This window comes from Sporosarcina ureilytica (genome assembly GCF_001753205.1).
Classification (GTDB): domain Bacteria; phylum Bacillota; class Bacilli; order Bacillales_A; family Planococcaceae; genus Sporosarcina; species Sporosarcina ureilytica.
Genome location: NZ_CP017560.1, coordinates 3,242,874 through 3,265,970 on the forward strand (window position 1 = coordinate 3,242,874; position 23,097 = coordinate 3,265,970).

Annotated in this window: 22 protein-coding genes; 1 reads left to right on the plus strand and 21 read right to left on the minus strand. The window is 40.6% G+C overall.

The genetic code is table 11. The annotated features are described in order from the left end of the window. Window positions 1–3: 3 nt before the first annotated feature. The 14 genes from BI350_RS15645 to BI350_RS15710 all read right to left on the minus strand — a co-directional run bounded on the left by BI350_RS15645 (window position 4) and on the right by BI350_RS15710 (window position 12,578). On the minus strand, window positions 4–444 hold the full coding sequence (locus BI350_RS15645) for a low molecular weight protein arginine phosphatase (protein ID WP_075529003.1): 441 nt from the start codon (window positions 442–444) through the stop codon (window positions 4–6). Between the two features lie 57 nt (window positions 445–501). After that, window positions 502–1,005, minus strand: coding sequence for a manganese efflux pump MntP (locus BI350_RS15650; protein WP_168157277.1), 504 nt, complete (start codon window positions 1,003–1,005; stop codon window positions 502–504). Window positions 1,006–1,066: 61 nt separating this feature from the next. After that, entirely contained in the window at window positions 1,067–2,095 is a 1,029-nt protein-coding gene (locus BI350_RS15655) for an L-threonylcarbamoyladenylate synthase (protein WP_075529005.1), read from the minus strand. Between the two features lie 60 nt (window positions 2,096–2,155). Continuing rightward, on the minus strand, window positions 2,156–2,719 hold the full coding sequence (locus tag BI350_RS15660) for a stage II sporulation protein R (protein WP_075529006.1): 564 nt from the start codon (window positions 2,717–2,719) through the stop codon (window positions 2,156–2,158). 43 nt (window positions 2,720–2,762) lie between these two features. After that, window positions 2,763–3,617, minus strand: coding sequence for a peptide chain release factor N(5)-glutamine methyltransferase (gene prmC / locus BI350_RS15665; protein ID WP_075529007.1), 855 nt, complete (start codon window positions 3,615–3,617; stop codon window positions 2,763–2,765). After that, window positions 3,610–4,686 (minus strand): peptide chain release factor 1, encoded by a 1,077-nt coding sequence (gene prfA, locus BI350_RS15670; protein ID WP_075529008.1) that lies wholly within the window; start codon window positions 4,684–4,686, stop codon window positions 3,610–3,612. The genes prmC and prfA overlap by 8 nt, the downstream gene beginning before the upstream one ends. Before the next feature lie 307 nt (window positions 4,687–4,993). Next, complete coding sequence (locus tag BI350_RS15675) at window positions 4,994–5,599, minus strand: thymidine kinase (RefSeq protein ID WP_075529009.1); 606 nt, start codon at window positions 5,597–5,599, stop codon at window positions 4,994–4,996. A gap of 259 nt (window positions 5,600–5,858) precedes the next feature. Beyond that, window positions 5,859–6,080 (minus strand): 50S ribosomal protein L31, encoded by a 222-nt coding sequence (gene rpmE / locus BI350_RS15680; RefSeq protein WP_075529010.1) that lies wholly within the window; start codon window positions 6,078–6,080, stop codon window positions 5,859–5,861. 256 nt (window positions 6,081–6,336) lie between these two features. Beyond that, window positions 6,337–7,620, minus strand: a complete 1,284-nt coding sequence (gene rho, locus BI350_RS15685; RefSeq protein ID WP_075529011.1) for a transcription termination factor Rho — start codon at window positions 7,618–7,620, stop codon at window positions 6,337–6,339. A gap of 336 nt (window positions 7,621–7,956) precedes the next feature. Next, the gene (gene glpX / locus BI350_RS15690; protein WP_075529012.1) at window positions 7,957–8,922 is read right to left on the minus strand and encodes a class II fructose-bisphosphatase; all 966 of its coding nucleotides are present in this window, start codon (window positions 8,920–8,922) and stop codon (window positions 7,957–7,959) included. A gap of 86 nt (window positions 8,923–9,008) precedes the next feature. Next, the gene (locus BI350_RS15695; RefSeq protein ID WP_075529415.1) at window positions 9,009–10,289 is read right to left on the minus strand and encodes a UDP-N-acetylglucosamine 1-carboxyvinyltransferase; all 1,281 of its coding nucleotides are present in this window, start codon (window positions 10,287–10,289) and stop codon (window positions 9,009–9,011) included. Between the two features lie 11 nt (window positions 10,290–10,300). Further along, window positions 10,301–10,948 (minus strand): fructose-6-phosphate aldolase, encoded by a 648-nt coding sequence (gene fsa / locus BI350_RS15700; protein WP_075529013.1) that lies wholly within the window; start codon window positions 10,946–10,948, stop codon window positions 10,301–10,303. 276 nt (window positions 10,949–11,224) lie between these two features. Continuing rightward, window positions 11,225–12,082 (minus strand): class II fructose-bisphosphate aldolase, encoded by an 858-nt coding sequence (locus BI350_RS15705; protein ID WP_075529014.1) that lies wholly within the window; start codon window positions 12,080–12,082, stop codon window positions 11,225–11,227. A 136-nt stretch (window positions 12,083–12,218) separates the two neighbouring features. Then, entirely contained in the window at window positions 12,219–12,578 is a 360-nt protein-coding gene (locus BI350_RS15710; protein ID WP_075529015.1) for a response regulator, read from the minus strand. Window positions 12,579–12,862: 284 nt separating this feature from the next. Here BI350_RS15710 and BI350_RS15715 point away from each other — a divergent pair, with 284 nt between their 5' ends. Further along, a complete protein-coding gene (locus BI350_RS15715) occupies window positions 12,863–13,375 on the plus strand; it encodes a DUF2529 family protein (protein WP_075529016.1) in 513 nt (170 codons plus the stop codon). 49 nt (window positions 13,376–13,424) lie between these two features. Here BI350_RS15715 and BI350_RS15720 read toward each other — a convergent pair whose 3' ends face one another. The 7 genes from BI350_RS15720 to BI350_RS15745 form a co-directional block, all read right to left on the minus strand. Beyond that, window positions 13,425–15,032 carry a CTP synthase gene (locus BI350_RS15720; protein ID WP_075529017.1) on the minus strand — a complete coding sequence of 536 codons (1,608 nt, stop codon included), beginning with the start codon at window positions 15,030–15,032 and terminating at the stop codon, window positions 13,425–13,427. 153 nt (window positions 15,033–15,185) lie between these two features. Then, the gene (gene rpoE, locus BI350_RS15725; protein ID WP_075529018.1) at window positions 15,186–15,749 is read right to left on the minus strand and encodes a DNA-directed RNA polymerase subunit delta; all 564 of its coding nucleotides are present in this window, start codon (window positions 15,747–15,749) and stop codon (window positions 15,186–15,188) included. A 263-nt stretch (window positions 15,750–16,012) separates the two neighbouring features. After that, window positions 16,013–16,180: a hypothetical protein gene (locus BI350_RS17000; RefSeq protein ID WP_155767551.1), complete on the minus strand. Its 168-nt coding sequence runs from the start codon at window positions 16,178–16,180 to the stop codon at window positions 16,013–16,015. A gap of 218 nt (window positions 16,181–16,398) precedes the next feature. Further along, entirely contained in the window at window positions 16,399–19,656 is a 3,258-nt protein-coding gene (gene icmF, locus BI350_RS15730) for a fused isobutyryl-CoA mutase/GTPase IcmF (RefSeq protein ID WP_075529019.1), read from the minus strand. A 392-nt stretch (window positions 19,657–20,048) separates the two neighbouring features. Further along, window positions 20,049–20,678 (minus strand): TetR/AcrR family transcriptional regulator, encoded by a 630-nt coding sequence (locus BI350_RS15735; RefSeq protein WP_075529020.1) that lies wholly within the window; start codon window positions 20,676–20,678, stop codon window positions 20,049–20,051. Window positions 20,679–20,690: 12 nt separating this feature from the next. Further along, the gene (locus BI350_RS15740; protein WP_075529021.1) at window positions 20,691–21,830 is read right to left on the minus strand and encodes an acyl-CoA dehydrogenase; all 1,140 of its coding nucleotides are present in this window, start codon (window positions 21,828–21,830) and stop codon (window positions 20,691–20,693) included. Between the two features lie 107 nt (window positions 21,831–21,937). After that, entirely contained in the window at window positions 21,938–23,074 is a 1,137-nt protein-coding gene (locus tag BI350_RS15745; RefSeq protein ID WP_075529022.1) for an acyl-CoA dehydrogenase, read from the minus strand. Between the last annotated feature and the right edge of the window lie 23 nt (window positions 23,075–23,097).

The window sequence follows — 23,097 nt, forward strand, 5'->3', positions numbered from 1 at the left end:
CTATCATCCCTTTGTAATTTTACATTCGAGGACTTCCATGAGTTTTGATAGTTCTGTGAACGTTTGATTATATGTATCAAGATTTCCGCCAAACGGATCATGAACATCTTCATTTCCACCAAGCTCTAAAAACCCTTTTAACGTGTGGATTTTATCTACTTCGTCTGGAAATAAAGTATGCAGCATCCGTTTATGCGCGACAGTCATTGTCAATATAAAATCCGCCCACTCAACATCCTCAGCTGTAATGTTTTTTGAAGTCGCAGTATAAGGCATGTCCGCTCTTTCGATAAGGGTTTTCGCATTTTCTGCAATCGGTATGCCGTCCATTGCATGAATGCCAGCAGACCGTACATGGACACCTTCCATATTTTTTGACCGTAAGATTGCTTCCCCCATCGGACTTCTACAAGTATTTCCAGTGCAAATTAAATAAATATTCATATAAATCCCCTTCTTTACTAGAATAACTGATTTCCACAGAAAAAGACATCGGTAATTTCAACGAATGCATGACAAAATCCCCATAATGAGCAATGATACCCCTGCAAATTGTCTTATCCGATTTCCATTTTTAACCCCAAGTTTCTTTTGAAAATAAAGTGCTGTAAGCGAGAAAACGAAAGCAAAAATTCCAGAGGCCATAATATATAGTAATTTATTTAACTGTAACATTCCGAATGTAACACTTACAGAAAAGGCATCTATACTGACAACAAACGCGATAAATGCAGGATGTAACTTAATCATCGTCGATTGCTCATTATTATCTTGCAATAGCATATGTAACCCGATAAGACTTAAGATCACACCTGATAACAGTACACTCCAATCAGCAAAGATCGTTGCTGATAATTCTCCCATCATAAAACCAAGTAACGGGAGCATGACATTGAGAAATCCAGTCCACAAAGCAAGTACCAGTCTTCTCCCCTTCACGCGAAGCAAGACATAAACTACGATAATATCAAGCGTTGTAACGCTAGCCGCAAACAACTCTTCCACAGTAAAACCTCCCTGCATAACGTCCTTCTATCGTATGCAGAGAATTTTTCACATATTCTAGTTAAGCATGATATCGTCTACCATCAGCGGCCTTTACTAGCCGATTCATAAACGCTTCCCCGACACCTTCCAAATCCGTCTCTACCGCAAGGATGAGATCCGCTTCGGTTGCATCGCATTGTCTAAGCGCTTTGTATAAATTCGCCGCCATTTCTTCTACGTTTTTATTAGAACCGATTGCAAAATACCAATCAGCAGCTGTCGTCATTAAATTATTCGGACCGATGACCGCCACCTTTTGACCTTCTTCTTGAATAGCTGTTACTGCTTCTCTAATTTTTTCCTCATTTGCTTCGATAATAAAAAGTGGGGCCTCTGGTGCATAGTGGGCATATTTCATACCTGGCGAGCGCGGAGCCTCTTCCTTTTTAAGTTCATGCGATGTTTCAACAAGTCCAATGACGGATTCAATCATTTCTCTCGTAATGCCGCCTGGTCTTAAAATAACAGGAGGCGTTGAAGTCATATCGATCACCGTAGATTCAAGCCCTACGCCGGTTTGTCCACCATCCAAAATGAGTGGAATGCGTCCTTTTAAATCCTTTTCAACATGCTTCGCTTCAGTCGGGCTTGGTTTTCCACTTCGATTCGCACTCGGCGCTGCAAGCGGTAATTTTAATGTACGAAGTAAACGAAGCGCCACAGGATGATCCGGCATACGAATCCCAACCGTTGTGACTCCCGGTGTAACGTTCGGGGCTACGACTTGTGGAAGTTGCTCAAACACTAATGTTAACGGGCCTGGCCAAAAAGCATCCATAAGTTGCTCCGCTTCTAGCGAAATATTTTTAGCGTACTGTGCCACTTCTTCTTGTGTGCCAATATGTACAATCAACGGGTTGTCTGAGGGTCTCCCTTTCGCTTTAAATATTTTCTCAACCGCTTTTTCGTCGGTCGCAACCCCTCCCAAGCCATAGACAGTTTCAGTTGGAAACGCGACAACTTCTCCCGCCGCCAACATATCCACAGCTTGTTGATATTCTCGTTCGTTATCCATAGAGTTATCCACTGTTGTAACGATAGTTTTCATCCGATAAATCCCCTTTATACACAATTCATATGACTTATCCACATTTTCCTGTGAGTAACTTTATGAAAAGAGCCCTTTTATCCACTCCCATACAAAAAAAGTTACTTTTTCTTCTTCTTTTTCTTGTTTTTCTTCATTTTCTGGAAAACAGACATTTGGGAACAACGAACACCAGAAATTATCCCCACGTCCACTTCCAATTGTTAATATATATGCATCATACGTCGCTTGTGGTTGAATATAAAATCCCGATCTTTTCGGTGGAATGATGGCATCTTTTCTCTCTAATGAAATCGATTTGTTTTGAACAATCTTGTTCGCAATATCAATAATTTCCGGTTCTAATTGTTTAAACTTATCCACAAGCTCATCATTTGAGTTAGAGGTTGCAACCGCATGTTGAATAAGTGGTGCAATTTCTTGTTGAATTTCCCGTTTTTCTAGCTGGTCTTTTTCTGTATTTGAATGCGCTAAAATCCGAAATTGAATGGCTTCTTCATTTTCTCCACCAGTCAATAGCATAATGGCGGATTGAAAAATAATTAGAATGAGTACAAATTCTAGAAATGTAATGAATTTATGTTTTGGTTGGTTAGTTTTTGTAATCTCGTAATCTGGTAACATGTCTATCTCCTCCTACAAACATTGTTACCACGGATTACAAGTTTTATTCACGAATCTCACAAAATAGCATTCGATTTTTTCCGTTGATATCTTTAACCATCTCTATGACAGCATTCGGAAACGATTCGGCAAATAAATTGTACACAGCTTTTCCTTGCGCATGCCCAATTTCCACACCAATCAACCCAGGTTTATTCATCAGTTTTGGAAGTTGCTCTGCTAACTTTCGATAACAATAAAGCCCATCTTCCTCCGCAAATAAAGCACTGTGTGGTTCATAATCTAAAACGGTGTCCGTCATTTCAGACGCTTCACTTCGTGCAATATAAGGCGGATTCGATAACACGACATCCCATGTCTGATTCGCAATTGGCACTGATAAGTCGCCTTCTTTAAAATGAATTGCCGCTTTGAGCTCGGTTGCATTCTGTTTCGCAACTTGCAATGCAGGTTCACTAATGTCCGTTGCAGTTACCCGTGCTTCAGGACTTTCCAATTTCATCGTAATCGCAATCGCACCGCTTCCAGTTCCAATATCCGCGATTGAGAGATCCGGTTTGTGAAACAGGCGTTTCATTCGCTCGAGCGCTTCTACGATTAACTCTTCCGTTTCAGGCCGTGGAATTAATACATGTTCATTTACGTTATACTTTCGACCATAAAAAATTTCATGACCGATTACATATTGAACTGGCTTACCTTCAAGTAGTTCATCAACTTTTCGCCAAAAATTACGTTGTTGTTCCTCAGTAAGAGGCGTTCTCATATTCGCCAAAAGCGATGCATGAGAATGCCCCGTCACATATTCCATTAAGATTCTAACGCTGCCTGTATCTAATCCTTTTTCTTCTAATAAAGAAAAAGCCCTATTTTGGGCCTCATAAATACGTTCAGTCATTCGTATTTAAACTTTCTAGCCGATGGGCTTGATCTTCAATAATAAGCGCATCGATGATTTCATCGAGATTACCGTCAATGATTTGATCAAGCTTTTGAATGGTTAATCCAATGCGGTGATCAGTTACACGGTTTTGCGGGTAGTTATAGGTCCGAATTCTCTCCGAACGATCCCCGGTTCCAACAGCAGATTTACGGGTCGCAGCATATTCCGCTTGCGCTTCTTGTTGTGCTGCATCATAGACACGCGCTTTTAATACCTTCATCGCTTTTTCACGGTTTTTAATTTGCGATTTCTCATCCTGCATGGAGACAACAATTCCAGTTGGTAAGTGGGTAATACGAACGGCAGAGTCTGTTGTGTTTACGTGCTGACCACCTGCACCACTTGAACGATACGTATCGATTTTTAAATCTTCACGAAGAATTTCAATGTCGACATCTTCCGCTTCCGGTAAACATGCTACCGTAGCCGTTGACGTATGCGTTCTTCCGCCTGACTCAGTTTCAGGAACTCTTTGAACACGATGCGCGCCGTTTTCAAATTTTAATCTTGAATAAGCACCATTCCCAGTAATCATGAAGATAATTTCTTTAAAACCGCCTAATTCAGTTGGCGATGAATCAATGACTTCTATTTTCCAGTTGTTCATTTCCGCATAGCGGCTATACATTCTGTAAAGATTCCCCGCAAATAAAGCCGCTTCATCTCCACCTGCAGCACCCCGGACTTCCATGATGACGTTTTTATCATCATTCGGGTCTTTCGGAATGAGTAAAATTTTGAGCTTTTCTTCAAGCGGTTCAATTTGTTCTTCTAGTTCAGTAACCTCAAGCGTCACGAGTTCTTTCATGTCATCATCCAGTGACTCTTCAAGTAAACTCTTTGCGCTATTTCGCTCTTCAATCACTCTTTTATATTCACGGAATACATCAACTGTCTCCTGTAAACCTGATTGCTCCTTTGAATAATCACGAAGTTTTGTTGCATCACTGACGATTTCCGGATCGCTCAGCAATTCGTTCAATTGTTCATATCGATCTTCCACAATTTGAAGTCGTTCAAACATAGTAGGCACCTCATTCTAACACTGATTTGTATGTTTATTGTACGGTAATTTCACGAGTAAATACAGTTTTTTCTCCATTATGACGGAAATGATGGATTCCGTTGCAAGCTTTTACGGAAACGTTGTGTACTTTCATGACAGCGTTGCGTACTTCGGAAAACGTTGCATACTTTTCCTGAAACGTTGCGTACTTTCACCACAGTACTGCATTCTTTCCCATTAACATTGCTAATATCCATTTCAAAGTCCGCACATTGCCGTCAAAATTGAAAAAACCCATTCAATCAAGTGAATGGGCGGCACGCGATTATTTATTTAAAGTAGCTGCAACAGAAATACCTTTTGGGACTTCATGATGTTGGCGGCATCTTGCTTCGTACGCTTCAGAAGCACCGACTAGTATTACTGGATCATCATAACCAGCTGGAACACCGTTAATTAGGCGCTGCGTTCGACTTGCTGGCGACCCACACACTGTACATACAGCTTGTAATTTTGTGACGAGTTCAGCAACTGCCATAAGTCGTGGCATCGGACCAAAGGGTTCTCCTCGAAAATCTTGATCAAGCCCTGCGAGGATAACGCGGAATCCTTCGTCAGCAAGTTCCATGACCGTCTCAACGATTTCATCATCGAAAAATTGTGCTTCATCTATCGCGATGATGTCATAACCCTCTTTATTGAACTCCTTAATATGAGCTGAACTTGCGACGGGAATGGCGATCACTTTTGTTCCATTATGGCTCACTACCGCTTCATTGCTGTACCGATTATCGATTTCTGGTTTAAATACGGCAATTTGTTGTTTTGCAAATTGCGCACGTTTAATTCGACGAATAAGTTCTTCAGATTTTCCAGAAAACATACTACCGCAAATGACTTCAATCCATCCTCCTTGAACTGTTGCGTACATCCTGCTCTCACCTTTCCTAATAAATATGTAAATGCATAATTGCATAATAAAATCCAAACAAGATTGTTAACCAATCTGTATAACAAAAAAGCTTCCCCTATTCTTTGCAATAAAACAAATGAATCCCCGCAAAGAAAGGATGTGTAACTTGAAATATTCTAGACGTTCTAAATTAGTTTGAGTTTTCCCATTTTGACAATGAACAGAAAATACCCGCCCGGTGCGATTCACACCTAGACGGGTATTTTCAGTGAAGCTATTATTCTTCGTCGCGTCCTTCTTCTTTGAGGCCATATTTTTTGTTGAAACGGTCGACACGGCCGTCCGCTGCAGCAAATTTTTGGCGTCCAGTGTAGAATGGGTGACATTCTGAACAAACTTCAACACGGATGTCCTCTTTTACAGAACCTGTTTCGAATGTGTTTCCACATGAACAATTAACTGTTGCTTGTTTGTATTCTGGATGAATTCCTGCCTTCATCAATCTCGCTCCTCTCGCTCTGAACCATCTGGAACAGAATTTTTTATAAGACTGATGCCTTACACGACCCGAATAAGCCAGCCGTATATGCAGCAGATCGTTTTTACGATACCTCAAAAATTATAACAAATCCACCTCTAATGTGCAACCTTTCAATTAGATTTTACGCTCTCACGTCATATAGACTCATTTATTACAGACTTCTAATCTAAAAAAGCGCAACCTACTCAAACAAGAGTAAATCACGCTTTTCTTTTTATAATAACCCTTTACCGTTACGATGTGCCTTCATTTCGGTATTGAGCTTTTCGAAAAATTCTTCATTCGTTTTAGCTTGGCGTAGCTTTTTCAAGAAACGCTCCACAAAGTCAGGCGCATCTGAAAATGTTTTTCGAATGGCCCATAATTTATCGAGCTGATCTTTCGGAATGAGTAACTCTTCTTTTCTTGTACCAGATCGTCGAATATCGAGTGCCGGGAATATACGGCGCTCCGCAAGATGACGGTCTAAGTGAAGTTCTTGGTTTCCAGTCCCTTTAAATTCTTCATAAATGACTTCATCCATACGAGATCCCGTTTCAACGAGTGCCGTCGCTAAGATTGTTAAACTACCGCCCTCTTCTAAATTACGTGCTGCACCGAAGAATCGTTTTGGACGGTGGAATGCAGCTGGGTCAATTCCCCCTGATAACGTTCGACCACTTGGTGGAATGACCAGGTTGTAAGCACGCGCAAGTCTCGTAATGGAATCCATCAAAATGACGACATCTTTTTTATGTTCGACAAGTCGCATTGCACGCTCCAAAACAAGCTCTGCAACTTTAATATGGTTTTCCGGTAATTCGTCAAATGTCGAACTGACGACATCCGCATTGACTGACCTTTCGATATCCGTCACTTCTTCTGGTCGTTCATCAATGAGTAATACGATAAGTTCTGTTTCAGGATGGTTGGTTGTGATTGAGTTGGCAATTTCTTTTAATAGCATTGTTTTACCTGCTTTAGGCGGGGCAACAATTAGTCCACGTTGGCCGAAACCAACAGGAGCAACGAGGTCCATAATTCTAGTAGATAGTTTCGTTGGACTTGTTTCTAATTTAATTTGACGATCCGGATAAAGCGGTGTTAAGGCTGGGAAATGAACTCGATTTCGTGCATCATCCGGGTTTTCTCCGTTTACTGCTTCTACTTGTAATAAACCGTAGTAACGTTCTGATTCTTTTGGCGGTCTCACTTTCCCTGCAACTTTATCTCCATTTCTTAAATCAAAACGGCGGATTTGAGATGCGGAAATATAAATGTCCTCAGAACTCGAAGAATAATTGATTGGACGTAAAAATCCGTATCCTTCCGATTGTATAATTTCTAGCACACCGTCCATAAAGAAGAACCCTTCCTGTTCGGCACGCTGCTTCAAGATTGCAAAAATCAGTTCCTTTTTCGTCATTTTAGCATAATAGGATATTTTAAATTGTCGCGCATGCTCGTATAACTCTTTTAAAGTCATATTTTCTAGCGCTGACATTGTTAATGTTGTCATTTTTTCGGCACCACTCTTTTAATTTTATGGGGGTAAAGAATTTGTGAATCAATTTCAAATGATATTCATTAAAACTTGCACATTTAAACTAGAAAATAAACATTACATAAACATCTAATTTGCAGTTCATTTCCGTTCAACACGAAAATCGGACCACATGAACGATTGATTACAATCTTCCATTTTCGAATGTTTGGATATTTTACTATAACTAGCCATTATGAAATTAACTCACGAGGTTTTGTTTTGAATAGTTTAAGGGTAAGCATCGTAGCTATGCACTTATACCTTCTGTTACAAAAAAGATTCCATAACAGAAGGCTGTGCAGGATTGTTTTATTCTTGCATAACAAGTAGAGGTTTTTTCTTCATACTGTGGCGACCTTCCACAAATCGAATTGTACCTGATTTGGAACGCATAACGAGTGAGTGTGTTTCACTGTATGCTCCTGTGAATCTCACGCCACGAAGTAATTCTCCGTCTGTTACACCAGTAGCGGCAAATATGGCGTCGTCACCTTTTACAAAATCATCCATGTAAAGGACTTGATTCACATCAATCCCCATTCTTTTACATCTTTCGGCTTCAGCGTCATTGGATGGTACAAGTCTACCTTGAATTTCTCCACCAAGACATTTTAATCCAACCGCAGAGATAACGCCTTCCGGTGCACCACCGAGTCCAAATAAAATGTCTACTCCGGTTTCACCAAATGCGGTATTAATTGCACCAGCGACATCACCGTCGTTAATTAATTTAATGCGCGCGCCTGCCTGTCGAATTTCTTCAATTATCTGTTCATGACGCGGTCGATTTAAAACAGTCGCGACAACGTCTTCGATATCTTTGTTTTTCGCTTTCGCAACAGCTTGCAAATTCTCTTTAATCGATGCATCGATGTGTACTTTCCCGACAGCTTCAGGGCCGACGGCAATCTTATCCATATACATATCCGGGGCGTGAAGCAGGTTCCCTCGGTCTGCAATTGCTAGAACAGCCAGAGCGTTCCAACCACCAGAAGCAACGATACTTGTTCCTTCTAAAGGGTCAACTGCAACATCAACTGCTGGGCCATTTCCCATACCGAGTTCCTCTCCGATATACAGCATTGGTGCTTCGTCCATTTCTCCTTCACCAATGACTACGGTTCCTTGCATTGGAATTGTATCAAAAACCATCCGCATGGCTGAAGTAGCTGCTCCGTCCGCTTCATTTTTCAATCCGCGTCCCATCCATCTTGCAGCTGCAACACCCGCCGCTTCGGTAACCCGTACTAATTCCATCGATAAACTGCGTTCCATGTATATGTTCCTCCCGTATTTTGGATACATTCACAAACTATAATCTTCTTTATTTTGTCATAGAGATTTAATGGGTCATAGCGAAACTATTCCCGCACTGTTGCTTCTTCTGTAATGATTTCTTTACGGATATCTGCACCAATACCACGTAATTTTTTTATTAACGAGCTATAGCCTCGCTCAATGTGTTGAATTTCCCTAATTTCAGTCTCACCGTCTGCTAGTAATCCAGCTAGAACAAGCGCTGCACCTGCACGCAAATCAGTTGCCCGAACACTTGCAGCTTGTAACTCACTAGGCCCCGTGATAATTGCCGTTCGCCCTTCAACTCGAGCCGTAGCATTCATTCTACCGATTTCATCAATTTGTTTAAATCTTGCAGAATAAATCGTATCCGTAATGACAGACGTGCCAGTCGCTTGTGTTAATAACACTGAAAAAGGTTGTTGTAAGTCTGTCGGAAAACCAGGATAGACAAGGGTTTTCACATCCACGCTATGTAACGCTTCTGCTGCTTTCGGGATGATCACACGCTCGTCTTCTTCAATTACTTCTACACCCATTTCTCGAAGCTTAGCCGTCAGCGCTTCTACGTGAAAAGGGATTACATTATCTATCGTTACGCCATCGCCAATAGCGGCAGCCATAATCATAAACGTCCCCGCTTCGATGCGGTCGGGAATAATCGTATGTCGGGTACCGTGAAGTTCCTCTACACCTTCAATACGAATGACGTTTGTACCAGCACCTTTAATGTTTGCCCCCATATTGGATAACAATGTAGCTACATCAATAATTTCCGGTTCTTTTGCTGCATTTTCAATCGTCGTTTTCCCTTTTGCTAAAACTGCAGCAAGCATAATATTAATCGTTGCACCTACACTTGCGACGTCCAAATAAATTTTAGCACCACGTAATTCTTCAGCACGCAAATAAATCGCACCATGCTCATTCGTTACTTTCGCACCAAGTGCTTCGAATCCCTTTATATGCTGATCAATTGGGCGCGGTCCTAGATGGCAGCCACCCGGAAGTCCGATAACAGCATTTTTAAACCTGCCCAGCATTGCGCCCATTAAATAATAGGATGCGCGCAATTTTTTCACATTCCCATTCGGCATCGGCATAGAGACAATATTAGATGGATCAATTGTCATTTCACCGTTTTCAAATGTGACTGCTCCACCGACATCTTCAAGTAGCGATTGTAAAGTTAGGACATCTGAAATCTCAGGCAAACCTTCAATTGTCACTGGAGTGCTTGCCAAAATCGAGGCAGGAATTAAAGCCACTGCACTATTTTTAGCACCACTCACTTTAATCGTTCCTTGTAATCGTTTTCCACCTTTGATTTTATAGACTTCCATGTCCTTTAAACTCACTTGCTTTTTCGACCTTCCCAATCCGCAAGAAATGCTTCGATTCCTTTATCTGTCAACGGATGGTTGAATAGTTGTTTTAATACATTAAATGGTGTCGTTGCGATATGTGCTCCGTGAAGTGCTGCATCTGTAATATGAAGTGGATTACGAATTGAAGCTGCAATAATCTCAGTTTTAATATTATGATGAACAAAAATGTCCGCAATTGTGCTCACTAGCGTCATGCCATCTTGCCCAATATCATCCAATCTTCCAAGGAATGGAGAGACATATGTAGCGCCTGCTCGTGCAGCTAGTAGTGCTTGGTTTGCACTGAAAATTAACGTAACATTTGTTTTAATGCCTTCTTTTGCAAATACCGAACACGCCTTTAACCCTTCTGGTGTCATTGGCAATTTAACCGTAATATTTGGTGCAATTGCCGCAAGTTCGCGTCCTTCTTTAATCATACCTTCCGCGTCTAATGCGATAACCTCTGCACTAACAGAACCATCTACAAGTTCTGTAATTTCACGTAATCTATCATGAAAAGGAACATCTTCTTTTGCAACTAACGAAGGATTCGTTGTCACACCTGAGATAATCCCCCAACTATGCGCTTCTTTAATTTCTTCAAAATTAGCCGTGTCAATAAAAAACTTCATACTTTTTCCTCCTAATTAATAAAAAGTATCCTTACAATCAAATCAAAATGCTTGCCTAAAATACATAAAACAGAGCCAATTTGATTTATCTAAAATGTATAACGCATTGTCTTCTATAGAATTGTCTCCTGTATTCCAAACATTCGAAGCATGCTCACTAAAGTAACGCCTATGCCCGAGATATTTATATTGCTTCAGGAATATTCTTATAATGAAAGTAATAGGAAGGAGCTAACGCCATCCGTATAATGGTTATCTTCTTCTATTTCTCAAATTTTATGCTTTTTGTGAGCTACCGATTTCGCGCATTTTAGCAATTACTGATGCTTTAATCGCTTCTTTCATTGGCCCAAGGTATTTTCGCGGATCGTAGACTTCTGTATCTTCAGCAAGTACTTGGCGAACTGCTTTTGTACCTTCGATTTGGTTCTCAGTATTTACGTTAATTTTTGCTGTTCCAAGAGAAATCGCACGTTGAATATCTTTTAACGGAATACCTGTACCACCGTGTAATACAAGCGGAAGATCCGATTGACTTGAGATAATTTCCATTTCTTCAAATCCAAGATTCGGTTCGCCTTTGTAAGGACCGTGAACTGAACCTAGTGCTGGTGCAAGACAGTCAATGTTTGTTTGTTCAACTAACACTTTACACTCAGCTGGGTCTGCGTAAATCACTTTATCCGCAATCACGTCGTCTTCTTGTCCACCAACAACGCCTAATTCAGCTTCAACTGAAACGCCGTGCGCATGTGCATATTCTACAACTTTTTTCGTAATTTCAATGTTTTCTTCTAATGGTTTTGAAGAAGCGTCAATCATCACTGAAGAGAAACCTGCATCAATCGCTTCCTTACATTTTTCAAAGCTTGAACCGTGGTCTAAGTGAATAGCCACAGGTACTGTTGTCCCGAAATCATGCATTAAACCTTTTACCATATTGACAACTGTTGTAAACCCACCCATATAACGTGCAGCACCTTCAGAAACCCCTAAGATAACAGGTGATTTTTCTTCTTCAGCCGCCTGTAAAATCGCTTGTGTATACTCCAAATTATTTAAGTTAAACTGACCGATTGCATATCCTTCTTTTTTGCCTTTAATCATCATTTCTTTCATTGAAACAAGTGCCATTTTAAAATCCTCCCCTGAGTCATCTAAACAGATTATAATTCCTACCAGAGATATTATAAAACAAAAAGTATTTTTCGTATTATTATTTCTCCTATTATCATAACAAAACAAGGCAGTGTTTACCACTGCCTAGCTATCAGCTTGCAAATAATAAATTGACCGCATCTCTCACTTCAAAAATATCAAATGGTTTAGTAAAATATTTTTCAGCACCTATTTCAAGTGCTTGTTCGATCAACTTCAATTCTTCATAGGCTGTCATCATAATGACAGGGATTTCCGGCCACTCTCTTTTAAGTTGCTTCAAAACATCAATTCCATCCATTCCAGGCATTTTCATGTCTAACAAGATACAATCGGGTTGTTCCTGTTTTACTTGTTGAAGTGCTTCTCCCCCATTTGCAGCTAATTTCGTCCCATAACCTTCTTTTTTAAACAGTTCTTTCAACAGAAGCCGTATACCCTGTTGGTCATCTACAATTAGTACGTTTTTCACCAAACCACCCCTCAATTAATTGTACCATTTTATACTAATTTGACATTCAAGACGATTTCCCTTTATTTTTTTGAAATTAATCAATTTCATAATTCAATCTTTTCGCTGCGCCGATACAATATATAGTTTGGGCAATTATGAAATTGCCTCTGTTGAGTTAAACCGTTCTCAACTATATATTCTATCAGCTTAGCGGTTTTAGGTAATTATGAAATTGACTCAAATGAATTTTTCTTTTTTGCATTTAGAGCTGACTCATTTATAATAAACTCGAGGTGTTTTTCATGAAAATGTTGACGACACAGCTTAGCGGATTATTAGACCGTATAGCAAAAAATAACGAAGAAGCAATTGAAGAAACCGCACGACTTCTCGCCCAAGCAACGATCGGTGAAGGTCGTGTCATTATAGCTGGTTTTGATGAACTGGATGCAGTTCGACTAGTCGCAATGAATAGTGCAGAACCTTTCATTGGTGCTGTCCAATATAAGCCAGAGATGGCAATTGGACACGCAGACCGTGTATGGATTTTCACTCGTTCATCGGAGCATCTACAAGCACTTGAACTTGCCCGTTCTTTAGCAGCTGAATTTATTCCATTCGCCGTTGTAACGCCAGAAAAAACAGAGGAAAATGAACTGTTTGATTTAGCAACAACTTATATTTCAACTAGCTTAACGCGTGGGCTCTTACCAGGAGAAAATGGTGAGCGTATTTTCCAACCTCATGCGTTGGCAGCTTTATTTATTTATGAAGCTGTTAAAATTGCTTATGATGAAATGTTAATGGACGAATAATTCTACAAAACAAAAACAGCCATCGCGTATTATACGATGGCTGTTTTTATTATTGATTTAAACTGGTTTCTAGAGAAACTTTCACGAACTCACTGAACAATGCTTGCGGGCGAGTTGGTCTTGAAGCAAATTCTGGATGGAATTGACAACCCATGAAAAATGGATGATCTTTCAATTCAATCATTTCGACCAACAAACCATCTGGGCTAATTCCCGAAAATACCATACCCGCTTTTTCCAATTGCTCGCGGTATTCATTATTAAACTCATAGCGATGACGGTGACGCTCATAAATTAAAGGTTCGCCGTATGCTTCATAAGCTTTTGTTCCTTCTTGCACTTTACAAGGGAACAGACCTAGACGCATCGGTACGCCATTCCCACCAATGTCTTTTTTCGCAAGTGATAAGTCAATAATGGCATGCGGTGTATGTTCATCAAACTCCGTTGAATGAGCTTTCGTTAATCCTAATACGTTACGTGCATATTCAACTGTTGCCAATTGCATTCCAAGTGAGATACCGAAGAAAGGAATATTATTTTCACGCGCGTACGTGATTGCTTCAATTTTCCCTTCAATCCCACGATCACCAAATCCACCCGGTACAACAATGCCGCCAAGGCCTTTTAATAATTCAGCCGCATTTTCAGCAGTGACCTCTTCCGAATCGATCCATCTCACTTTGACCTCGGTATCATGTCGATATCCTGCATGAGAAAGTGCTTCAACAGCTGAAATATAAGCATCTGGAAGTTCCACGTATTTCCCAACAAGGCCAATTTCCACTGTATGCTTCAATGATCCTACAAGATTCGCAAGATTTTCCAGCTCTGTTACATCCGCCTCTTCCACGTCCAGGCGAAGATGGTCGACAACGATTTCGTCCATTTTTTGTTCTTTAATCATCAGCGGAATTTTGTATAGTGTGTCTGCATCAACTGCTTCAATGACTTCTTCTGCTCTTACGCTACAAAATAACGCAATTTTTTCTTTCATTTCTTGTGGCACTGGCTGTTCCGAACGTACAACGATAATGTCTGGTTGAATACCAAGTCCACGTAATTCTTTTACGCTATGTTGCGTTGGCTTTGTTTTTAATTCGCCCGCAGCTTTCATATATGGAACGAGTGTACAGTGAACATACATGACATCGTGTTTATCATAATCTGTTTTCATTTGACGAATCGCTTCTAAAATCGGTAAGGATTCAATATCCCCCACACTCCCTCCGATTTCAGTAATGACTACATCGGCATTGGTCTCTTTCCCAGAAGCAATGATGCGTTCTTTTATTTCGTTTGTAATATGAGGAATAACTTGTACCGTTGCTCCATTATAATCACCGCGACGTTCTTTTTTCAAAACGGCAGAATATACTTTCCCCATCGTTACGTTTGAATATTTATTCAACTTAATGTCGATAAAACGCTCGTAATGCCCTAGATCTAAGTCTGTTTCTGCACCGTCTTCTGTTACGAAAACTTCACCATGCTGATACGGACTCATTGTTCCAGGATCGACGTTAATATAAGGGTCAAACTTTTGAATCGTTACTTGTAAGCCACGATTTTTCAATAATCGTCCGAGTGATGCCGCTGTAATTCCTTTTCCGAGCGATGATACAACGCCACCAGTTACAAAAATATACTTTGTCATGTTAACTCCTCCGTTTTTACTATTATTAAATAAAAAAAACGCCCCAGCTGCAACAATTAGCAGTAGGAGCGGATATGCAAAATTCATATGTCCTTGTTTAAGGAGCCCAGTAGAATCTTATATTGAAAAATCTTTGATGTCAAGTATTAATACTCACTTTTCATCTTCGTACTCATCGTACTCTTCGTCTTCGTCCTCGTCTTCTTCATCATCGTCTAAGACGATATCTTCCGGTATCACTTCATCTTCATCTTCTTCTAGAAGTTCAACGTCGATGTCTTCTTCCTCTTCTTCAATATCCTCATCGACATCTTCATCGATATCCTCATCATCTTCTTCTTCGTCAATAATGTCGAAGCCATCCTCGTCGACTTCTACGTAATCTTCATCTTCATCATCGTCATCGGATGATTTTTTCTTTCTACGCGCGCGTACGACTGGTGCAGATTCAGCCTCAAGCTGATCGACTGGATACCATTCACGAAGACCCCAACGAATATCGTCAATTGAAAGGAAACGTCCGTCAATATTAATGTCCGTATTGACTCTTGGTAATTTTTCAGCCATGGCACGAACTGTCACACCGTTTAGTTTACGAACCTCGTCCATTAATTGTCTTAACGTTAAAGACTCTCCACCTTCTGCCAGCACTGCGTAGGCAATGTCAATCATTGATTCTTCCGCTAATTGTTCTCTCGTCATATTACGGATATCCACTTAAACATGCACGTCCTCTCTCACTAACCTACTATAGTCAACATTATATACAATTCATTCATCTATAAGCTAGTTTTTTCATGATTTTATCTTTCTTTTAAAAAACTACAAAAAAAGACCAGTGCTCACTAGTCCACTTCTTTTAAATTAAATTGTCGTAGTATTCGTTAGTTTACTATACCATAAGCGATATTATACGTAAAGTTTACTGTACGGAGATTATTTCATAATAAAGCCGTTCTGAAATTGATTCTACATATAAATCACTGCATTTTACGATTTTTTTTTAATCGCTTCACTTCTTTACAAAAAATGACTGCCAAATAAGCTGCAGCGATTAAAAAAGGAATTGAACCAAACCCGTCTTGGTAAAAAAACACGGTAAAAAGGACGAGTGCACTAATGATTATTAAGTGATGATACCATTTCACGTTCGCATCTCTTCCTTTCTGCTATAGTATATGTTTTCTCCCGACTTGTAATTCATTCTCCCATACTAATTGGGAAAAATCCACAAATAAAGAGTACTTCTTTAGTCCCGAGTTATCGACATATTATGCAGTCACATAGCCATCTCCCCGCAGAAAACAACATTCGTAAAATAACTGTAGACAAAGTTTACACAAACTTTGTCTACAGTTAAGATTCTTTACATATTCCGTCTGTACTGTCCGCCTACTTCATAGAGAGCGTTTGTTATTTGACCGAGACTCGCAACTTTTACAGTTTCCATTAATTCTTCAAAAATATTGCCATTGGATACAGCGACTTCTTTCAGTCGTTGTAAAGCTTCGTCTGTTTTGTCTGCATGCGATTTTTGGAATTTACGCAAGTTAATAATTTGCGATTCTTTTTCTTCTTTAGTCGCTCTTGCTAGTTCCATATTGTCAATATCCTCTTCCGAAGGCGGATTCGGATTCAAGTACGTGTTTACGCCGATGATTGGCAATTCTCCGGAATGCTTTTTCATCTCGTAGTACATTGATTCTTCTTGAATTTTTCCGCGTTGATATTGCGTTTCCATTGCACCAAGAACGCCGCCGCGATCATTCAGACGGTCGAACTCTTGAAGGACTGCTTCTTCAACAAGGTCTGTTAATTCCTCAACGATGAATGATCCTTGTAATGGATTTTCGTTTTTCGCTAAGCCGTATTCTTTCGTAATAATCATTTGAATGGCCATTGCGCGACGAACAGATTCTTCCGTTGGCGTTGTAATGGCTTCATCATAAGCATTTGTGTGCAATGAATTACAGTTATCTTGCAATGCGAGTAATGCTTGTAATGTTGTGCGAATATCATTAAAGTCGATTTCTTGCGCGTGTAAGCTTCGACCTGATGTTTGAACGTGATATTTTAATTTTTGACTACGCTCATTTGCTCCGTATTTTTCTCTCATTGCAACTGCCCAAATACGTCGTGCCACACGGCCAATTACGGTATATTCCGGGTCCAATCCATTTGAGAAGAAGAATGATAAGTTCGGTGCAAAGTCATCGATATTCATGCCGCGGCTTAAATAATATTCTACATACGTGAATCCATTTGCAAGCGTGAATGCAAGCTGTGAAATTGGGTTCGCGCCCGCTTCCGCAATATGATAACCAGAAATTGAAACAGAATAGTAGTTTCTCACCTTTTGGTCAATAAAGTATTGCTGAATATCTCCCATTAGTCGAAGCGCAAACTCCGTTGAGAAAATGCATGTATTTTGTCCTTGGTCTTCTTTCAAAATATCGGCTTGAACCGTTCCGCGAACGACTTGCAATGTGCCTTCTTTCACTTCTGTAAACTCTTCTACAGTAAGCGGGCGACCGAGTTCTTCTTCTTTAATCCGAATTTGTTGGTCAATTGCCGTATTCATAAACATCGCTAAAATAATCGGCGCAGGGCCATTAATTGTCATTGAAACGGATGTAGCAGGTGCACATAAATCGAAGCCGTCGTACAATTTTTTCATGTCGTCAAGTGTACAAACGTTTACACCGGACTCTCCAATTTTCCCGAAAATATCCGGTCTTTCATCAGGATTTTCACCGTAAAGTGTCACTGAGTCAAACGCAGTAGAAAGTCGTTTTGCATCATCGTCTTTCGATAAATAGTGGAAACGGCGATTTGTTCTTTCTGGTGTTCCTTCTCCAGCAAATTGACGTTTCGGATCTTCTCCTTCTCGTTTGAACGGGAATACGCCTGCTGTATATGGGAATGAACCTGGAACGTTTTCGCGGTATACCCAGCGTAAAATCTCCCCGTAATCTTTAAATTTCGGTAAAGCAATTTTCGGGATTTTCAAGCCGGATAATGATGTCGTTTGGAGGAGCGTTTTGATTTCACGGTCCCTAATTTTCGTGACAAATTCATCACCAGCATAGTTTTCTTTTAACGTTTCCCAGTTTTTCAATATACGTTTTGATTCCGCAGTTAATTCTTCATAAACGCTGTCCGCGAGTGACTGTAATGTTGTAATTAGCGCATTTTCTGATGATTGTTCTTGTAAAGCTTGAATAGAACCTTCCAGTTGAAAATATTTTCGTGCAAGCTCTTCTTGTACTTTGGACTTTTTGTGATATTCACGGACAACCGTTGAAATTTCACGTAAATAATGGATTCGTTCTGTTGGGATAATCACATTTTGTTTTTCTGTTTTCACGAGCTGGTCGTAAGAAGTCGTCCAATCGAGATTACATTTTTCATTCAAGACACCAACGATCGCTGCAAAAAGTGCATTCGTTCCTTTATCGTTAAACTGGCTTGCAATTGTGCCGTAAACCGGCATTGTACTTAGGTCTTTATCCCAAAGAAGACGGCTGCGCTGGTACTGTTTCTGTACTTGACTCATCGCATCTTCTGAACCTTTTCGTTCAAATTTATTAATCGCAATTAAGTCTGCATAATCAATCATATCAATCTTCTCAAGCTGTGTCGGTGCTCCAAATTCACTCGTCATGACATACATGGATGCATCGGCAATGTCCGCAATATCTGCATCCCCTTGACCGATACCACTTGTTTCGACAATGATTAAATCGAAACCAGCTACTTTTACGATATCTAATACGTCGTTAATTGCTCCGGAAAGTTCAGAACGGGAACCGCGCGTTGCTAAGCTTCGCATAAAGACACGCTCATTGAAAATGGAGTTCATGCGAATTCGGTCACCGAGTAAAGCTCCCCCAGTCTTTTGTTTCGTAGGGTCAATTGAGAGAATCGCAACTTTTTTATCAGGTAATTCATGAAGAAATCTGCGAATCAATTCATCTGTCAAGGAACTCTTTCCTGCTCCGCCAGTACCTGTAATTCCAAAGATTGGTGTGCCCTTTGATAGTTCGCGCGCTTTTTCAAGAATCGCTTTTGTTTCATCATTTTTCTGTTCGTAATTTTCTTCTACGTACGTAATTAATTGCGCAAGGATTTTAGGTGACGTTGCACTTACTTTCTCAACGTCTTCTACCTTAAATTGTTGAGCTGGGTCAAAATCACATTCTTCCATCATTTGGTTGATCATCCCTTGAAGACCTAGTTTACGACCGTCTTCAGGTGAGAATACCCAAGCAATGCCGTAATCATGGAGCTCCTTAATTTCCCTAGGAATGATCACACCACCGCCTCCCGCATAAATGCGAATATGTGACGCCCCTTTTTCTTTCAGTAAATCATACATATATTTGAAGTATTCGACGTGTCCGCCTTGGTAGGAGGACATCGCGATTGCTTGAACGTTTTCCTGGATGGCCGCGTTGACGACTTCTTCCACTGAGCGGTTATGTCCAAGGTGAATAATTTCCGCACCGCTTGCTTGTAAAATACGGCGCATAATATTGATGGATGCATCGTGTCCGTCAAATAGGCTCGATGCCGTCACCATACGTACATGGTGTTTTGGTTTGTAAATTTCTACTGTTGCCATTTTATATATAAACACCCCTTTGTTTATTTTGGTTGGTACATGAAAGTCAAATCCTAACAAGGTTGATTTCCGTTCCGGGCGGACGCTTTCCGTGGGGCTGGCGGTGAGCCAATCGCAAAACACAGATTGCGATTTGTATAATTTTGTGGTCTTTGCAAAATTATACATCCGTATATATCTGTGCTCCCAAACGCTAACGCTTTTCGGTCGCAAAAGCCGTTCTTCGTTACGGCTTTCCCTGCGGGGTCTTACCTAGGAAAAAGTGAACTACCTTTTTCCCTGCTAATCCCACAGGAGTCGCCGCCCTCCACTACAATCAACGAAATACCTTATTTAATCCAAATATTACTTAAAACTAATCCCCATCACTCTTTCCAAAAACAAAACTGGAATCACCCAATTCCCCCAACAATCCCTCTTAACAACTGATTTTGCTGTATCTCAATATACTTTTCGATTGTATAGTGTTTATTCAAGGCCCATCTGCGGAATGCCCACATTTGTCCCTGAACGACGATATGATGTGCGGCTAATGGCGCTTCTTCTTGAGTCATGCGAAGTTCGCCCGACTCTATGCATGTTTGTAGAATACCTTCAAAAAGTGCAACCATTTCGAGTTCTTTTTTTAATACATATTGCAGTGCATCTTTTGGCAATGATTTGGATTCTTGGTACATGACGACATATTCATCCGTCATATCATCGATAAGTTGATAGTATTGGTGAATGGCAGATTTTAAACCGGCAACGGTTCCTTCTCCCGTCGCTAGCGTTGATAAACGATTTTGCACTTCATCGTAAATACTGTCACATACGAGAAATAAAATATCTTCCTTTGTGCGAATATATTCATATAACGTCCCGATACTAAATCCAGCTTCTCTTGCAATTTCTCTCGTAGTCGTTCGATGAAAACCTTTTTCTTTAAATAGCTTTATCGCACCTTGAACCATCTGTTGCCGTCTCATTTCAATAAGATTTTCATCTTTAACGGATGATTCTACTTCTCGCTTTTTAGTCATCTGACACTCCCCTTATTTCGTAAGCATTCGGGAGATCACAAGCCTTTGAATTTCTTGCGTTCCTTCGTAGATTTGTGTGATTTTCGCATCGCGCATAAAGCGTTCTACTGGATAATCTTTTGTATATCCATAGCCACCAAACACTTGAACTGCCTCCGTTGTTACTTTCATTGCTGTATCTCCCGCCATTAACTTTGCCATTGCGGACGCTTTTCCATAAGGCTGATTATGTGATTCTAACCAAGCCGCTTGGTAAGTTAATAGCCTCGAAGCTTCTGTCGCTGTCGCCATATCGGCAAGTTTGAAACCAATTCCTTGGTTGGCCGCAATCGGTTTTCCGAACTGCTCACGTTCTTTCGCATATTCTACAGATGCATCAAGTGCGCCTTGTGCAATACCTACTGCTTGAGCGGCAATGCCGTTTCTCCCGCCGTCCAATGTTTGCATCGCGATTTTAAAGCCTTCTCCCAAATCGCCAAGCATGTTTTCTTTCGGCACGCGGCAATTTTCAAACATAATTTCTGTCGTAGGAGATGAACGAATACCTAGTTTCTTTTCTTTCTTCCCTACAGAGAATCCTGGGAAGTCCTTTTCAATGATAAATGCAGTCGTTTCTGGACGTTTTCCGCTTTGATCCGTCACAGCAAAGACGATATAAATATCTGCAATGCCGCCGTTTGTAATGAAGATTTTTGAACCATTTAAAACGTATTCATCTCCGTCAAGCTTGGCAGTCGTTCTCATCGCGCCTGCATCTGAACCTGAAGCTGGTTCTGTTAATCCATATGCACCAATCTTTGTCCCTTCAGCCATCGGACGTAAGTACTTTTGCTTCTGCTCTTCTGTTCCAAACTTATATACAGGCCAGCCTGCAAGTGATGTATGTGCAGATAACGTAACACCTATCGACGCACAAACACGTGACAGTTCCTCTACCGCAATTACGTACGCTAAATAGTCACTGCCAATCCCACCGTACTCTTCTGGCCATGGAATCCCCGTTAATCCAAGCTCCGCCATTTTCTCGAATAACTCCATATCAAAACGTTCTTCTTCATCACGTTCCGCCGCAGATGGCCCTACTTCGTTTTCTGCAAAATCACGTACCATTTTACGAATCATTTCATGTTCTTCGGATAAATTAAAATTCATTTCTTCCCCCACCTTATAGTTGTTTTGGTGTTTTGGTACCAGTCACTCACACGACTTCTAAACCATTCTAAATATTGTGAATTAAACCTGAATTGTGTGGGTGACTGTCACCTTAGCAAGTGTTTAGAAATCACAATACGTTGAATTTCGCTCGTACCCTCATAAATTTCAGTAACTTTCGCATCCCGGAAATAGCGTTCAACTGGATAATCCTCTGTATAGCCGTAACCGCCAAACACTTGAATGGCTTCAATGGAATTATCAACGGCTGTTTTCGAAGCAAATAGTTTGGCCATCGAAGCTTGTTGTCCACACGGTTTTCCTTCTTCCTTGAGTAGAGCAGCGCGGTAAACGAGTAGTTTGGCTGCCTCAACCCCAGTTGCCATATCTGCCAATTTAAAGCCAATACCCTGTTGCGCTGAAATTGGTTTGCCAAATTGCTCTCGTTCTTTTGCATACGCAGTCGCTGCTTCAAGGGATGCGCCCGCGATTCCAAGCGCTTGCGCGGCAATGCCGATTCGGCCGACATCCAAGTTGGCCATCGCGATTTTGAATCCTTCCCCTTCTCCCCCGAGACGATTTTCAACAGGCACACGCATATTCTCAAATGCGAGTTCTACCGTCCGTGAACCGTGTAAACCCATTTTTTGTTCATCTTTTCCGATGATTAAACCTGGTGTATCTTTATCGACAATGAACGCTGTGATGCCGTATGTTTTTTTAGCACTATCTGTAGAAGCAAAGACGATATAAACGTCTGCTTCTCCTCCGTTTGTAATAAACATTTTCGAACCATTTAATATGTAAGCATCGCCTTCTTTGGCAGCTCGTGTTCTTAAAGAACCTGCATCAGATCCCGATGTAGACTCTGTCAAACAGAAAGCACCTAAATATTCTCCGCTAGCCATTTTCGGTAAATAGCGATTCTTTTGTTCTTCATTCCCAAATTGCATAATTGGATTGATTCCTACTGAAGTGTGTACCGATAAGATGACACCCATGACCGCGCTCACTTTAGACAATTCTTCAATTGCTAAAATATACGATAAGAAATCCATATTTGCGCCGCCGTACGCCTCTGGAACTGTCATCCCCATCAGTCCGAGCTCTCCCATTTTCTTTAAAATGTCATGTGGGAACTCGCCTGCTTCCATTTGTGGAATAAATGGTTCAATTTCTGCTTTCGCAAAGTTTCGAACCATTTGCTGCATCATTTGTTGTTCTTCCGTAAGTTGTAAGTCCATTTTCACTCGAACCCCTTTTACAT